Here is a 15,412-nt window from a genome sequence, read left to right on the forward strand (position 1 = left end):
CGATGCGGGCTTCGACGACGGGCGCGCGCCGCCCCAACATGGTCTTCATCGTCGCCGACGATCTGGGCTATGCCGATCTGGGCTGCTACGGCGGGCGCGACGGCACGTTCGGCCCGGTCTCGCCCGAGCTGGACCGGCTTGCCGCGCAGGGACTCAGGCTCACGCAGGGCTATTCCAACTCGCCGGTGTGCTCTCCCACGCGTTTTGCGCTGATGACGGCGCGCTATCAATACCGGCTGCGCGGCGCGGCCGAGGAGCCGATCCGCACCAGCACGCGCGGCAACGACCAGCTCGGTCTGCCGCCCAGCCACCCGACGCTGCCCTCGCTGCTGCGCGACGCGGGATACCGCACGGCGCTCATGGGCAAATGGCACCTTGGTTATCCGCCGCATTTCAGCCCGCTGCGTTCGGGCTACGAGGAATTCTTCGGGCCGATGTCCGGCGGCGTGGACTATTTCACGCATTGCGGCGCCAACGGCCAGCATGACCTGTGGTTCGGCGAGGAAGAAAAATCGCAGCCCGGTTATCTCACCGACCTGATCACCGATGCGTCGGTGGACTTCGTCGACCGCATGGCCGAGGGTGCGCGTGGCGATGCGCCGTTCTTCCTAAGCGTGCACTACACCGCGCCGCACTGGCCCTGGGAGAGCCGGGACGACGAGGCGGTGTCGCGCGAACTGGTCGAAAACCGGCAGGCCCTCTACCACCTGCATGGCGGCAACATCGACACCTACCGCCGCATGATCCACCACATGGACGAAGGCATCGGTCAGATCATGCGCGCGCTGGAGCGCCACGGCCTCGCCGAGGACACGCTGGTGGTCTTCACGAGCGACAACGGCGGTGAACGCTTTTCCGACAACTGGCCTCTGGTGGGCGGGAAGATGGACCTCACCGAAGGCGGTATCCGCGTGCCGTGGATCGCTCATTGGCCGCGTGTGATCGCGGCGGGTGGCGAAAGCCCGCAGCCCTGCATGACCATGGACTGGTCCGCCACCCTGCTGGCCCTCGCAGGCGCGTCGGCGCATCCCGACTACCCGTGGGACGGCCAGTCGCTCGAGCCCCTGCTGCGCGACGCCGCGTTCAGCGCAGAGCGCCCGCAGTTCTGGCGCATGAACCATCGCGGCCAGCGCGCCATGCGGCTCGGTGACTGGAAATATCTGCGCGTGGACGGCATCGACTATCTCTTTCACCTGGCCGCCGACGAGCGCGAGCGTGCGAATCTCGCGAAGGTTTTCCCGGATCGGCTCGGCGCGATGATCACCCAATGGGAAGCGTGGAACGCCAGCATGCCCGCAATCCCGGGCGATGCCACCGTCAGTCTCTGCTTTACCGAAGACGACATGCCGCAGCGCTGACCAGCGTCTTGCTGGCCGCCTCGGTCAGCGCGGCAGACAGGCCGTCCAGCACCTCGGATTCCAGATTCCACGAATGCCAATAAAGCTGGATCGGCAGCTTGTAGCCCGGCGCCAGATCCACCAGCGCGCCCCTGGCAATCAGCGGCGCCGCCATCAGCTCGGGCACGACGCTCACGCCCCAGCCCGCCGCCACGGCGCGCAACTGGCCCTCGGAACTCGGCACGAACACGCTGGCGAGCGACACCCGCTTGAGCCCGAAGCGCCGCGCGACGAACTCGGCCTGCATGTCATCCTTGCGGTTGAAGCAGACGAAGGTCAGGTCGCGAAAATTCAGCGCGGTCAGCCCCGCAGGCAGATGCGTCTGCGCGAAACTCGGCGACGCGACCGCGACGTATTCCATCGCGCCGAGCGGCACGACCTTGCAGCCACGCAGCGGCTGCTTGAGCGTGGTCACGCATCCCAGCACCTGACCGGAGCGCAGCCACTCCTGCGTGAAGTCCTGATCGTCCGTGATGATCTCCAGCGGCAGATTGCGCCGCGCCAGCGGTCCGAGCGCATCGAGCGCCCAGGTGGCGATGCTGTCCGCATTGATGGCGATGGAAATGCGTTCTTCGTCGCGCGCGCCACCCGGTGCCCGGGGGCCAGCTCCTGCAGATCACGCTCCAGATCGGCGCGCAGCAAGCGCATTTGTTTGGTGTGTTTTAACAGCAATTGACCCGCATTTGTGGGGCGAAGCGGGCGCGTTCGCACAATCAGCACCGAACCGACCTGCGCCTCGAGCGCCCTCAGCCGCTGCGACACGGCGGACTGCGTGACGTTCAGGCGTTGCGCGGCGCGCTCGAAACCGCCCTCTTCGACGATCGCCGCAAGGCACTCCAGCGCACCGGGGTCGTAGGTGTTCATCTTGTCGTCCCGCTTTTCTCTTGTCTATTAGTCAAACTGATGTTTTTCGAATAACTTTAATTTCACTTTTCATTTGAGGCAAGCCATCGCACACTGCGCTCCATGAAAACCATCGTCCTTGGCGCCGGCATCATCGGCATCTCTACAGCGTGGCATCTCCTGGAGCGTGGCCACGAAGTCGTTGTGGTCGACCGCCAGCCCGATGCGGCGCTCGAGACCAGTTTCGCCAACGGCGCCCAGATCTCGGTGAGCTATTGCGAGCCCTGGGCCAATCGCGAAGCACCGCTCAAGGCGATCAAGTGGCTGTTCGACAAGGAGGCACCGCTGCTGCTGCGCCCCCAGATCGACCCGCACCAGTGGAGCTGGTTGTTCAGATTCCTCGGCCAGTGCAACGACCGGGCCTTCGAGCGCAACGTGCAACAGATCGTGGCGCTCGGTGCATACAGCCACGCGGCGCTCAAGGAAATGATCGGCAAGACGAACTTCGAGTTCGACCGGCTCGAACGCGGCATTGCCCATTTCTACACCGACCAGAAATCCTTTGACGCGGCAGGCCAGGCGGTTGACGTGATGCGCCGCTACGGCGTGCAGCGCCGCGTGGTCAGCAAGGAAGAACTGCTGAGCATCGAGCCGGCATTCAGGGCCTATGGCGATCACATCACGGGCGGCACGTTCACCAGTTCGGACGAAAGCGGCGACGCACGCGTGTTCACCCAGAAACTCGCCAAGCTCTGCGAGGAACGCGGTGCGCAGTTTTTCTACAGCCACGACATCGTGCGCCTGAACCGGGCCGATAACGCGGTGAAATCCGTGTCGGTCCGCGCCCGCAGCGTTTCCGGCGACACGCCGATGAAGGCCTTCGATCTCCAGGGCGATGCCATCGTCGTGGCCTGCGGCAGCTACACCGCGCCGATGCTGCGCAGCGTCGGTGTCAACGTGCCGATCTATCCGGGCAAGGGTTACAGCGCCACGTTCAACATCCTCAAGCCCGATGAGGCGCCGTCCGTTTCCACCATCGACGATGGCAAGAAAGTGGCGATCAGCCGCCTCGGCAACCAGCTTCGCGTGGCTGGAACCATCGAGCTGGGTGGCTTCGATCACGATCTCGATTCGCCGGTCGCACGCGCGCGTTGCCACATGCTGTCGCGCCGCATCGAAACCATCCTGCCCGGTGTCTGCGACACGCGCACGCCCGAGGAAGGTGGCGACCCGCAATACTGGACCGGCCTGCGCCCCGCCACGCCCACCAATATCCCATTGATCGGCCACACGCCGCTCAAGGGTCTGTGGATCAACGCGGGCACGGCACGCTCGGCTGGACGCACGGCGCGGGTTCGGGCAAGGCCATGGCCGAACTGCTGTGCGGCGAGCGGCCCGCCATGGCATTCCATTTTGCGGGTGACGAGGTGAAGCGGCCCGTCATTCATCGCACGCCGCACGCTGCTGCCTGAGGCTCCCCCACCGCAGCAAGGCCGTCAGCATTCGACGATGTTGACCGCCAGGCCTCCGCGTGAAGTCTCCTTGTACTTCGTCATCATGTCCGCGCCGGTCTCGCGCATCGTCTTGATCACCTGATCGAGGCTCACGTGGTGCGTGCCATCGCCGCGCAGCGCCATGCGCGCCGCGTTGATCGCCTTCACCGCCGCGAGTGCATTGCGTTCGATGCATGGAATCTGCACCAGCCCGCCGACCGGGTCGCAGGTCAGTCCGAGATGATGTTCCATGCCGATCTCGGCGGCGTTCTCGACCTGCTCGGGCGTGCCGCCCAGCACCGCGCACAGGCCCGCCGCAGCCATCGAGCAGGCAACGCCGACCTCGCCCTGGCAGCCCACTTCCGCGCCCGAGATCGAGGCGTTTTCCTTGTAGAGAATCCCGATGGCGCCCGAGGTCAGCAGAAAGTCGATCACGCCGCGCTCGTTCGCGCCCTTGATGAAGCGCGTGTAGTAATGCAGCACGGCGGGAACAATGCCGGCCGCGCCGTTCGTGGGCGCGGTCACGACGCGGCCACCGGCGGCGTTTTCCTCGTTGACCGCGAGCGCGAACAGGTTCACCCAGTCGATCACCTGCAGCGGGTCGTCGCTCACATCGGGCGCGCTGACCAGCGCCTTGTGCAGCGCGGGCGCGCGTCGGCGCACGCGAAATCCGCCGGGCAACTCGCCTGCGGTGCCGCAGCCACGCTCGACGCATGCCTGCATGGCGCGCCAGATCGTGAGCAGGCCGGAATCGATGTCCGCGTCGCTGCGCCAATGCCGCTCGTTCACGCGCATCACCTGTGCTATCGGCCCGCCCTGCGCACGCGCCTGCTCCAGCAACTGCTCGGCGCTGTGAAACGGCAGGGGCAGAACCTCGGTATCGGGCGCAATCGCGGTCTGGCGTTCGGCACCGCTCGCCGCGGCTTCCTCCCCCACGATGAAGCCACCGCCGACCGAGTAGTACACGTGCGTGTCGAGCTGCCTGCCTGCCGCGTCCCAGGCCTCGAAGCGCATGCCGTTGGCATGAAACGGCAGTGTGACCATGGGATCGAGCACCAGATCCACGCCGTCCTTGAACGCAATCTGCGGCCCGTCCGCAAGAGCCAGCCGCTGCTCGCGGCGCACGCTTGCGATGAAGCCATCGATGGCGTCAACGTCCACGGTATCGGGCGCAAAGCCCGCAAGCCCGAGGATCACGGCACGGTCGCTGGCATGCCCTCGCCCGGTGGCTCCGAGCGAGCCATACAGAACGCAGCGCAGCCGCGCGACGCCGTCCAGTTGCGCGTTGCGTGCAAGCCGCTGCACGAACTGCCGCGCGGCGCGCATCGGACCCACCGTGTGCGAGCTCGATGGGCCGATGCCGATTTTGAAGAGGTCGAAAACGCTGACTGCCATGCACAGACTCCTCAGGCAATTGCTTCAACGCCGATTGTGGCCGACCCGAGGCGCTTGCTCACAATAAATCCGACGCAGGGAGTGCAGGTTTCATCAGCGCCGCTCCATCGCCGACACCACACCTGAATGCTCCCACCATGCGGGCAGCAAGGCGCGCACCTGAGCGCGGGAAAACCGGTCGTCCATGAGATGGATGACGCCCTCGTCCTGCGGCGTGCGGATCACGCGCCCTGCCGCCTGCACCACCTTCTGCAGGCCCGGGAACAGATAGGTGTAGTCATACCCCTTGCCAGCGAACAGTTGGTTCATGCGCTCGCTGATCTGCTCATTCACGGGATTGAGCTGCGGCAGCCCGAGCGTGGCGAGAAACGCGCCGATCAGACGCCGCCCCGGCAGGTCGATACCCTCCGCAAACGCGCCGCCCAGCACCGCAAATCCGATCCCCTGGCTGCTCTCGGTGAACTGGCCGAGGAACTCGCGCTGCTGCGCTTCGGCCATGCGACGCGACTGGCGCCACAGCGGGATCTGCGGATGATCGCGACTCAGCGCATCGGCCACCTGCTCCAGGTATTCATAGCTGCTGAAGAACGCCAGATAGTTGCCGCGCCGCGCCGCAAACTGCGCGGCCATCAGCCGCACCACCGGCTCGATGGAAGCCGCGCGGTGCGCATACCGCGTGGAAATGTGGCGCGCGACGTGCACCGCCAGTTGCTCGGCGCGAAACGGCGACCCGACCTCGAGCGTCGCGTGCCGCTCGGGCAGTCCCAGCAGATCGGCATGAAAGGCCATGGGCTGCAAGGTGGCCGAGAACAGCGTGGCCGCATGCACGTCGGCCCAGCGCTCGGCCAGATAGGGCGCGGGCACGATGTTGCGCACGCTGATGTCGGTCTCGCCCGCCTTGGCATGCAGGGCCTTGCTGCGCTGCATGTCGATGAGCGAATGGTCACCGAAATTCTCGAGCAGGCGCAGCACCTGAAGCACTTCCATCTGAAACCCATGCACGTCGGCATCGAGCGTGTCGGGATGGTCCGCGAAATGCTCGCCAATCGACTGCACGCACTGCGTCAGCGCATTGAGCAATGAAGACGGAAAGGCCTCGTGCACCGCGTAGTCACCGACCTGCGCCTTGTTCAGCGCGCTCCATTGCCGCTTGACCGACGCAAGTGCCTTCTTCACACGCGGCGCGGCGTCGGCCGTGGAAGACTGCGCGGCCAGCTTCAGCGCCTCGGGAGACAACGTGGCGCTGAACATGCCGCGTGCGCGATCCATCAGGTTGTGCGCCTCGTCGACCAGCAAGGCCACGCGCCACTCGTTCGCCTGCGTGAGGGCACGCAGCAGGCCGCCAAAATCGAAAAAATAGTTGTAGTCGCCCACCACCACGTCGACCCAGCGCGCCAGCTCCTGCGACAGGTAGTACGGGCAGATTCCGTGCACCAGCGCCACCGAGCGCACGCTCTCCTGATCGAGCAATTGCGACGGCTCGGCGAGCGCATCGGCGCGTGCCTGCGGCAGGCGGTCATAGAAGCCGCTCGCGAGCGGGCAGGCATCGCCATGGCAGGCGCTGCCCGGGTTCTCGCAGGATTTCTCGCGCGCCACCATTTCGAGTACGCGCAACGACGCGCGCCCCTCGTCGCGCAACTCGCGCAGCGCATCCAGCGCGAGCTGCCTTCCCGACGTCTTCGCCGACAGATAGAACAGCTTGTCGATGCGCTGACCCGGCATTGCCTTGAGCGCCGGAAAGATCGTGCCCACCGTCTTGCCGATGCCTGTGGGTGCCTGCGCGAGCAGCACGCGGCCCTTGGTGGTGGCGCGGTACACGGCCTCGGCCAGTTCCCGCTGGCCGGCGCGAAACTGCGGATGCGAAAACGCCAGCGCCTGCAACGCCGCATCGCGCTCCCTGCGATGCGCGGCCTCCAGCAGCGCCCACGCCATGAACAGGCGGCATTGCGCCTCGAAAAAATCCCGCAGATCGACCGCGCTCCAGTGTTCGGTGAACAGCGTCTCGCGCTCGCTGTCGATGTCGAAATACACGAGGGCGATATCGAGCGACTCCAGGCCGCGCGCCTCGCACAGCAGCCAGCCGTAGATGCGCGCCTGCGCCCAGTGCAGCGCACGTTGCGCCGGGGACTGGCGATCGAGCCGGCCCTTGAAGGTCTTGATTTCTTCGAGCCGCCGTGCCTTGGTATCAAAGCCATCGGCGCGGCCGCAGACCTGCAGGTTCTGATAGTGGCTCTTGAGTAGGATCTCGGACTCGTAGCTCGTGCCATCGCGCCTGCCCGTCACCTTGCCGTGCCCGGCAATTCCTTCGAGCGCGGTGGGCGCGGGCGTGAAGCGCAAATCCAGATCGCCCGACTTGGCCGTGAAGGCGCACAGCTCGCGCACCGCAATGCGGTAGTGGTGATCGGGCAGCGGCAGATCAGGCATTGCCGCCACGTGGCTCGTCGCTGCCGAGCTGCACTTGCGCATGCTGCAATTCCTCGTCGAACTGCAGCGGCGTCGCCTTGCACAATGCCATCCACACCGCAAACGGCAGCCTGCAATTCGCATGTCGCGCAGGCCGCAAAAGCTCGAAGCGCGGCGCGTCGTCGACATTGCCGTGCATGACCCAGACGCCATACTCTTCGGGCAATTCCTCGGGTTCGGCGATCCCCGCGGGGAAGACGTAATGGCACTCCTCGCTGAGCCAGTGATAGGCCAGTCGCTTGGCCTGGTGGCGCAGATCGGAGAGCAGATCGGCGCGACTGGCCTTGACCTCGTGCACCAGTGGATGCAGATAGCGCTGCGTCGAGGTATTGCGAATCGAGAACAGATCGGGCCGGGCCACCCGCCAGATGCGCCGCGCGGCGCGCTGCACCTCCGGCGCCAGTTGCGCCTCGTCAGGCCAGAGCATGTCGCCCGGCGCGCTCACCCCGGCGGGTACGGCGGCGGGCTGCACCGGCTCTTCCAGCGCGGCGCGCAGCATGAGTTCGCGCCACACGATGCGCCCCTGCGGCAGCAACTGCTGCTGCGCAAAGCGATGTTCGATCCGGTCATGCAGCGTGATCGAGCGCACGCCTTTTTGCCTGGCATCGGCCAGCAGGGCAATCGCCGTGTCGGTCAGCCGAAGCCGCTCATGGCCCTCGGGAGTCACCTGCAGGCAGGCCAGCCCCGCCGCCAGCAACTCGATTTCGAGCGCGTCCTGACACGGCCAGCCCGCAGAGCGCCAGATCTGCATCAGGCGCGTGCGGTGGTGACGGGAAAGCGGCGGGCAGGGCGAGATCGTTGGCATCGGACACTGATTTTATATACAGCATCGCATTTCTGGCGGACAAAGGAAAAAATCCGCCTCACTGCCAGGCAGTCAGGCGGATTTTCAGCGGCGCTTGAAGTTTGAATTACTTCGTTTCGTTCGCCAGTTGTGCCTTGTTCAGGCTTTCGACGCTGGGAGCCACCAGGCCCTTGGGCGCGATGCCCGTGCCGACGGAATCGGCCGTGGTGAGGCGACGCACATACAGCAGGTCCGTACCTGGCTTGGACAACGTGCCCGCAACACCTTCGCCTTCGTTCACGCTGTAGGTGAAGCGATAGACGCGGATGATCTGGGAGTTGGCATCGCGCTTGATGCACTGCACGTTTCCGGCGTTCTCACCGAAGATGATGTTCTCGCAGCCGAAACGCTTGTCGGACGTGGACATCATGCCCGTGCCGGTACCGGAACCGTCGACCGGTGTATCGAGCTTGTAGAACTCGGTGCTGATGCCGAGATCGCCCACCGCAGTCATGAGCCACTGGCCCTTGAGGCTTTCAGGCTTGGTGTCGTAGGTGAATTGGTAGCGCGAGATTTCCTTCTCGCCTTCGTTCGGGAAAGTCACATAGCCCTTGGTGCCCGATTCGAAACGCAACTTCACCTCACCCGCATCGCCCACTTCCTGCGCATTCTCGGCACCGCCGCCGAAGTAGCGACCACCGCGGTACTGATGCAGCTTGCCGGTGAACTTGTTGTCCTTGATAGCGCCCGAAGCGAGGTAGAACGCCGGTGCGCCGGAAATGTCGTACGCATACATCTGCATCACGAGTGTCGAGCCTTGGACATCCAGCGCCATGCCGCGACCGGGGCCGCCATTGTTTTCACTCGTGATCACCCAGGCACCGGCCTGAGGTGCGAAGGCCTGCGCCACACCGGCACCCAACAATCCGCCAATCAGTAGAAGCTTCTTCAACATTGATTTCTCCAATTCTCAACCACAGAACCTGGTTGGTAAACCTAGGATTATATCAAGGGCTGCTAATAAACCGAACGGGGGGTCGTGTTGCTCGAATAGGCCGGGCGATATTCAGCACGCAAGCCGATAGGCACGCAACTCAAGCCGGTGACACGCACACCCGGAGCACATCGGCTCCGTAGGCCTCGAGTTTCTTGGTCCCCAAACCGGAGATGCCATGAAGGTCTTCGAGCGATGCCGGATTGCGTTCGGCAATCGCCGCCAGCGTGGCGTCGTGAAAGATCACATAGGCCGGAAGATTGTGTTCGCGTGCCACTTCGGCGCGCCAGGCTTTCAGGTTGATGAAGCGAACCTGCCCGTCCTGATCCAGGTTTTCCGCCGCCACCGACAGCTTGACGCCGCTCTTTTTCCGGGTGCGCTTGCCCGCGCCCGCCATGGCTTCGCGCAGTTGCACCGGTTGCTCACCACGCAGCACGGCCCGCGAGCCGCTCGTGAGGCTCAGCGTGTCAAAGCTGTGCCCGCTCTCAAGCATCACCTTTTGCAGGCCCACCGCGCCCGTAGCCAGCAACTGGCGCAGCACGCCCCGCAGTTGCGGTTCGGAGTACTCGGTGCCAAGGCCGAAGGTGGAGAGCTTTTCGTGACCGAACTGGCGTACCTTGTCGGTGTCCTTGCCGCGCACGATGTCCATGATGTGGCCGGTGCCAAAGCTGATGCCGCTGGCCTCATGCACGCGGTAGATCGTCGAGAGCAGCTTGCGCGCAGCATCCGTGCCGTCCCATACCTCGGGCGGATGGAGGCAGTTGTCGCAATTGCCGCAGGGCTCGGAATGCTCGCCGAAATACGCAAGCAGTCGCACGCGGCGGCAATCGGTGGCCTCGGCAAGGCCGAGCAGCGCATCGAGTTTGCCACGCATGATGCGTTTGAATTCCTCGGTCGCCGGGCTTTCATCGATCATGCGGCGCTGGTTCACCACGTCGTTAAGGCCATAGACCATCCACGCGTCCGCAGGCAACCCGTCGCGGCCCGCGCGGCCCGTTTCCTGGTAGTAGCCTTCGATGTTCTTGGGCATGTCCACGTGGGCCACAAAGCGCACATCGGGCTTGTCGATGCCCATGCCGAAGGCGATGGTGGCGGTCATCACGATGCCATCCTCGCGCAAAAAGCGGTCCTGATTCTGCTGGCGCACATCGCTCGACAGTCCCGCGTGATATGGCAGCGCGGTGATACCCGCATGGCTGAGCGCCTGCGCCAACTCCTCCACGCGTTTGCGTGACTGGCAATACACCACGCCCGCATCGCCCGGATGCTCGTTCTGTATGAATTTGAGCAACTGCGTGAGCGGCTCCTTCTTCTCGACGATGGTGTAGCGGATGTTCGGGCGATCAAAGCTGCTGACGAACTGGCGCGCCTCCTGCAACTGGAGCCCATCGACGATATCCACCCGCGTGAGCGCATCGGCCGTCGCCGTCAGCGCAATGCGCGGCACGCCCGGATATCGCTCGTGCAACACCGTCAGCATGCGGTATTCGGGGCGGAAATCATGGCCCCATTGGCTCACGCAGTGCGCCTCGTCGATGGCGAACAATCCCAGTTGCCCGCGCTGGTACAGGCCATCAAGCAAGGAAAGAAAACGATCCGTATTGACCCGCTCGGGCGCGGCATAAAGCAGCGTGATCTCGCCACGCGCCACGCGGTTTTCGACATCCAGTGTGGAGGGCCAGTCGAGCGTGGAATTGAGAAACGCCGCGTCGACCCCGGCTTCGTGCAGCGCGCCGACCTGGTCGTGCATCAGCGCGATCAGTGGCGAGACCACGATCGCCACGCCCTTGCCCGCATCGCGCCGCACGATCGCGGGCACCTGGTAGCACAGCGACTTGCCGCCACCGGTAGGCATGAGCACGAGCGCATCACCCCCAGCGATCACATGCTCGATGATCGCCTCCTGCGAGCCCCGGAACTGCTCGTAGCCGAAGACATCATTGAGAACAAAATGCGCAGGAGACAAACCAGAACTCTCTCTTTTCGATAGCATGCCGCTCCTGTCGATGAAAGGATTGCAGACCGTGATCCTGGGGCGGCCGGTGGCACGGCTGAACGCACATCCGCCCATCACCCCAAACCCTCTATTGTGCTACTGCTCGCGCCGGATCGGGCGCTCGGCTGGATCAAGCCCTGGCAATTCGTGCAGCGCACGAAGGAACGCGAGTATTCCTCGCAAAAACAGGGACTCCGCGTTCCCGCGCCTGCGAAACCTCCCGCTTCCATACAATCACGGCATGACCCTGCCTCACTACACCCGCGCCCAGCAGCTTCCCGAGATTCTGGAGAACCGCATCGCGATTCTCGATGGTGCCATGGGCACGATGATCCAGCGCTTCAAGCTCGGTGAGGCACAGTATCGCGGCGAAGGCTACAACGGCCCCGGCACCGCGGGAGACCGCTTCAAGGACTTTGCACGCGATGTCAAAGGCAACAACGAGTTGCTCTCGATCACCCGCCCCGACGTGATCCGCGACATCCACGAGCGCTACCTGGCCGCAGGTGCCGACCTGATCGAGACCAATACCTTCGGCGCCACCACCATTGCCCAGGAAGACTACGGCATGGCCGAGCTGGCACGCGAGATGAACCTCGCCTCCGCGCAACTGGCCCGCGCAGCCTGCGACAAATATTCGACACCCGACAAGCCACGCTACGTGGCCGGCGCACTGGGCCCCACACCCAAGACCGCCAGCATCAGCCCCGACGTCAACGACCCCGGCGCCCGCAACGTCACGTTCGAGCAACTGCGCAAGGCCTATTTCGAACAGACCATAGCGCTCATCGAGGGCGGCGCAGACGTCATCCTCGTTGAAACCATTTTCGACACCCTGAACGCCAAGGCCGCCCTGTTCGCCGTCGAGGAAGCCTTCGACGCCACCGGCGAAATCCTGCCGATCATGATCAGCGGCACCGTCACCGACGCCTCCGGCCGCATCCTCTCCGGCCAGACCGTGACGGCGTTCTGGCACAGCGTGCGCCACGCCAACCCGCTGTCCATCGGTTTGAACTGCGCACTCGGCGCAACACTGATGCGCCCCTACATCCAGGAACTGAACAAGGCCGCCCCCGACACCTTCATCAGCTGCTACCCCAACGCCGGCCTGCCCAACCCGATGAGCGACACCGGCTTTGACGAAACCCCCGACGTCACCTCCCGCCTCGTCCACGAATTCGCGGCGGAAGGCTTGGTCAACGTCGTCGGCGGCTGCTGCGGTACCACGCCGGATCACATAGCAGCGATTGGAAAAGCTGTGGGGCAGGTGAAGACGCGGCAGGTTTTTTATCCGGCCACGGCGTAGGGCGATAAAAGGACGCGACGCGCATGTGATGTGCGTCGTGGTGGTTTGCTGTTGCAGCGGCGTTGGGAGCCAGCTGTGTTCTGGGCGGGAGCTTGGTCAAGGAGCGCTGTTGCGCGCTATGGCTTGGCGATGAGGCTTGGGGCAGTGCATATATCCCAGTGAACTAAACTACTTCATCGGGATTCCGGGGTCGAGGCCGCGTTCCGGCCAGTGCACGTATCCCAGTGAACTAAACTAATACGAGCAATAACTTCAAAACCCGCCAAGTTCCGGCCAGTGCACATATCCCAGTGAACTAAACTTCGATTGGTGGTTGCAATGATCACCGACGGGTTCCGGCCAGTGCACATATCCCAGTGAACTAAACTACTTTCTGCGCTTTGGCCTTTATCTTGTCTGTTCCGGCCAGTGCACATATCCCAGTGAACTAAACTCCGACAGCGCACGAATCTCGCGCTCCGCTGGTTCCGGCCAGTGCACATATCCCAGTGAACTAAACTCCGACAGCGCACGAATCTCGCGCTCCGCTGGTTCCGGCCAGTGCACATATCCCAGTGAACTAAACTCGTAGAGCGCGGGAGAACAGTTTTGGCCGGGTTCCGGCCAGTGCACATATCCCAGTGAACTAAACTCACGTTCCCCTAGAAAATCACGTTGCGCCGGTTCCGGCCAGTGCACATATCCCAGTGAACTAAACTTACATCCTCGATGGCCATGATCAGACCCTCGTTCCGGCCAGTGCACATATCCCAGTGAACTAAACTTAGCGCGAAGAATACCATCAACAAACAAGGTTCCGGCCAGTGCACATATCCCAGTGAACTAAACTGTTGACCAAGCTAAGGATGTAGCCGCCCATGTTCCGGCCAGTGCACATATCCCAGTGAACTAAACTTTTTGCTCTGCTGCCTTGTGCTGCCCTATGGTTCCGGCCAGTGCACATATCCCCGTGAACTAAACTGCGCTTCTTCGTCTCCTTCGCTTGCACGTTGTTCCGGCCAGTGCACATATCCCAGTGAACTAAACTAGGATCAACAGCAGGGAATCCGCTCACGGGGTTCCGGCCAGTGCACATATCCCAGTGAACTAAACTCGAAATGAACACGCTGCGAGAAGCCTCGGAGTTCCGGCCAGTGCACATATCCCAGTGAACTAAACTACGTCCACGCTAGACTCGATGCTGGCCGCGGTTCCGGCCAGTGCACATATCCCAGTGAACTAAACTCGGCACCACATAGTCGGGCAGCGCTCCCGAGTTCCGGCCAGTGCACATATCCCAGTGAACTAAACTTCAAAGGAAATCGACCGCGACGAACTGATGGTTCCGGCCAGTGCACATATCCCAGTGAACTAAACTGAGCTGCTCGATGGTGGCTGGGCCTGTCTGGTTCCGGCCAGTGCACATATCCCAGTGAACTAAACTTTTTCGCCATTTGCCATTGCTTAGCCTCCGGTTCCGGCCAGTGCACATATCCCAGTGAACTAGACTATATCATTGATCATCACAGATTCGGTGATAGTTCCGGCCAGTGCACATATCCCAGTGAACTAAACTGTGAAGCACGCGCGCCTGTCGTCAGCTTCGGTTCCGGCCAGTGCACATATCCCAGTGAACTAAACTCTCGGCAAGCCGCTGATCGTGGTTGTAGCCGTTCCGGCCAGTGCACATATCCCAGTGAACTAAACTCTCGGCAAGCCGCTGATCGTGGTTGTAGCCGTTCCGGCCAGTGCACATATCCCAGTGAACTAAACTGCGGGCAATCTGTTCCCGATGGCAGACAAGGTTCCGGCCAGTGCACATATCCCAGTGAACTAAACTTTTCGTGCGGATCGCCAGCGCTGCTGACAAGTTCCGGCCAGTGCACATATCCCAGTGAACTAAACTAGGCCGTCTCTCGCGGCCATGGCCGCGATTGTTCCGGCCAGTGCACATATCCCAGTGAACTAAACTGGGACGCACGTAGCATGTGTTGCTCCGGCGGTTCCGGCCAGTGCACATATCCCAGTGAACTAAACTTTTCTTTGGCCGCTTCGCTTTGGGCGGGCTGTTCCGGCCAGTGCACATATCCCAGTGAACTAAACTCTGCGCCGCATCAAGGTAGCAGCCCTCCGAGTTCCGGCCAGTGCACATATCCCAGTGAACTAAACTCACGACATGGAGCGAAGCTGCTGCGTTCGTGTTCCGGCCAGTGCACATATCCCAGTGAACTAAACTACCCCCGCCGTTCACTGTTGCGACGGCTGGGTTCCGGCCAGTGCACATATCCCAGTGAACTAAACTGATCGCAGCAAATTTAAGAAAGCACCCAGAGTTCCGGCCAGTGCACATATCCCAGTGAACTAAACTTGCCGTTGACAAGGTCACCGGCCCATTGAAGTTCCGGCCAGTGCACATATCCCAGTGAACTAAACTGGCTCTATCGTGTGGACACTTGGCGCTACTGTTCCGGCCAGTGCACATATCCCAGTGAACTAAACTTCATTGTTCGCGTGTCCGATGTGAGCGGTTGTTCCGGCCAGTGCACATATCCCAGTGAACTAAACTGGCGAAGATATTGGTGCAACCGTGCGTGGAGTTCCGGCCAGTGCACATATCCCAGTGAACTAAACTGCGAGGCGCTGTCGGCGTTTGCACTGCGGTGTTCCGGCCAGTGCACATATCCCAGTGAACTAAACTGTTGCGAGCAGGTGCATAGTTCCTTTAAGCGTTCCGGCCAGTGCACATATCCCAGTGAACTAAA

General features: G+C 62.7%; 7 protein-coding genes, 2 pseudogenes and 1 CRISPR repeat array (1 of these 10 only partly in view). Of the genes and pseudogenes, 3 read left to right on the forward strand and 6 right to left on the reverse strand.

Going from position 1 to position 15,412, the window contains the following annotated elements:
- Positions 1–2: 2 nt before the first annotated feature.
- Complete coding sequence (locus H9K75_RS12595) at positions 3–1,358, forward strand: sulfatase family protein (RefSeq protein WP_187726029.1); 1,356 nt, start codon at positions 3–5, stop codon at positions 1,356–1,358.
- On the opposite strand, the pseudogene H9K75_RS12600 reads toward H9K75_RS12595, so the two are convergent.
- Positions 1,330–2,261: pseudogene (locus tag H9K75_RS12600) on the reverse strand (LysR family transcriptional regulator ArgP). The gene H9K75_RS12595 and the pseudogene H9K75_RS12600 overlap by 29 nt on opposite strands.
- Positions 2,262–2,363: 102 nt before the next feature.
- On the opposite strand from H9K75_RS12600, the pseudogene H9K75_RS12605 reads away from it, so the two are divergent.
- A pseudogene (locus H9K75_RS12605) lies at positions 2,364–3,712 on the forward strand (D-amino acid dehydrogenase).
- A gap of 24 nt (positions 3,713–3,736) precedes the next feature.
- Here H9K75_RS12605 and H9K75_RS12610 read toward each other — a convergent pair.
- From H9K75_RS12610 to recQ, 5 genes are all read right to left on the reverse strand, one after another.
- Positions 3,737–5,128, reverse strand: a complete 1,392-nt coding sequence (locus H9K75_RS12610) for an L-serine ammonia-lyase (protein ID WP_187722938.1) — start codon at positions 5,126–5,128, stop codon at positions 3,737–3,739.
- Positions 5,129–5,221: 93 nt separating this feature from the next.
- Positions 5,222–7,552, reverse strand: coding sequence for an ATP-dependent DNA helicase (locus tag H9K75_RS12615; RefSeq protein WP_187726030.1), 2,331 nt, complete (start codon positions 7,550–7,552; stop codon positions 5,222–5,224).
- Positions 7,545–8,396 (reverse strand): hypothetical protein, encoded by an 852-nt coding sequence (locus H9K75_RS12620; RefSeq protein WP_187722939.1) that lies wholly within the window; start codon positions 8,394–8,396, stop codon positions 7,545–7,547. The genes H9K75_RS12615 and H9K75_RS12620 overlap by 8 nt, the downstream gene beginning before the upstream one ends.
- 106 nt (positions 8,397–8,502) lie before the next feature.
- Positions 8,503–9,330, reverse strand: a complete 828-nt coding sequence (locus H9K75_RS12625) for a hypothetical protein (protein ID WP_187722940.1) — start codon at positions 9,328–9,330, stop codon at positions 8,503–8,505.
- 139 nt (positions 9,331–9,469) lie between these two features.
- Positions 9,470–11,335 (reverse strand): DNA helicase RecQ, encoded by a 1,866-nt coding sequence (gene recQ, locus H9K75_RS12630; RefSeq protein WP_187722941.1) that lies wholly within the window; start codon positions 11,333–11,335, stop codon positions 9,470–9,472.
- 271 nt (positions 11,336–11,606) lie between these two features.
- On the opposite strand from recQ, the gene H9K75_RS12635 reads away from it, so the two are divergent.
- Positions 11,607–12,671, forward strand: a complete 1,065-nt coding sequence (locus H9K75_RS12635) for a homocysteine S-methyltransferase family protein (RefSeq protein ID WP_187722942.1) — start codon at positions 11,607–11,609, stop codon at positions 12,669–12,671.
- A gap of 134 nt (positions 12,672–12,805) precedes the next feature.
- Positions 12,806–15,412: direct repeats of the CRISPR family, unit length 36 nt; unit sequence GTTCCGGCCAGTGCACATATCCCAGTGAACTAAACT (it continues 1,456 nt past the right edge of the window).

The sequence above is a fragment of the Diaphorobacter aerolatus genome, assembly GCF_014489535.1.
Lineage (GTDB): Bacteria > Pseudomonadota > Gammaproteobacteria > Burkholderiales > Burkholderiaceae_C > Diaphorobacter_A > Diaphorobacter_A aerolatus.

What these genes read in the sequence shown, in the direction of transcription:
- H9K75_RS12635 (WP_187722942.1), top strand. Translation starts at nt 11,607, where the DNA reads ATGACCCTGCCTCACTACACCCGCGCCCAGCAGCTTCCCGAGATTCTG.
- H9K75_RS12615 (WP_187726030.1), bottom strand. Translation starts at nt 7,552, where the DNA reads ATGCCTGATCTGCCGCTGCCCGATCACCACTACCGCATTGCGGTGCGC.
- H9K75_RS12620 (WP_187722939.1), bottom strand. Translation starts at nt 8,396, where the DNA reads ATGCCAACGATCTCGCCCTGCCCGCCGCTTTCCCGTCACCACCGCACG.
- H9K75_RS12595 (WP_187726029.1), top strand. Translation starts at nt 3, where the DNA reads ATGCGGGCTTCGACGACGGGCGCGCGCCGCCCCAACATGGTCTTCATC.
- H9K75_RS12610 (WP_187722938.1), bottom strand. Translation starts at nt 5,128, where the DNA reads ATGGCAGTCAGCGTTTTCGACCTCTTCAAAATCGGCATCGGCCCATCG.
- H9K75_RS12625 (WP_187722940.1), bottom strand. Translation starts at nt 9,330, where the DNA reads ATGTTGAAGAAGCTTCTACTGATTGGCGGATTGTTGGGTGCCGGTGTG.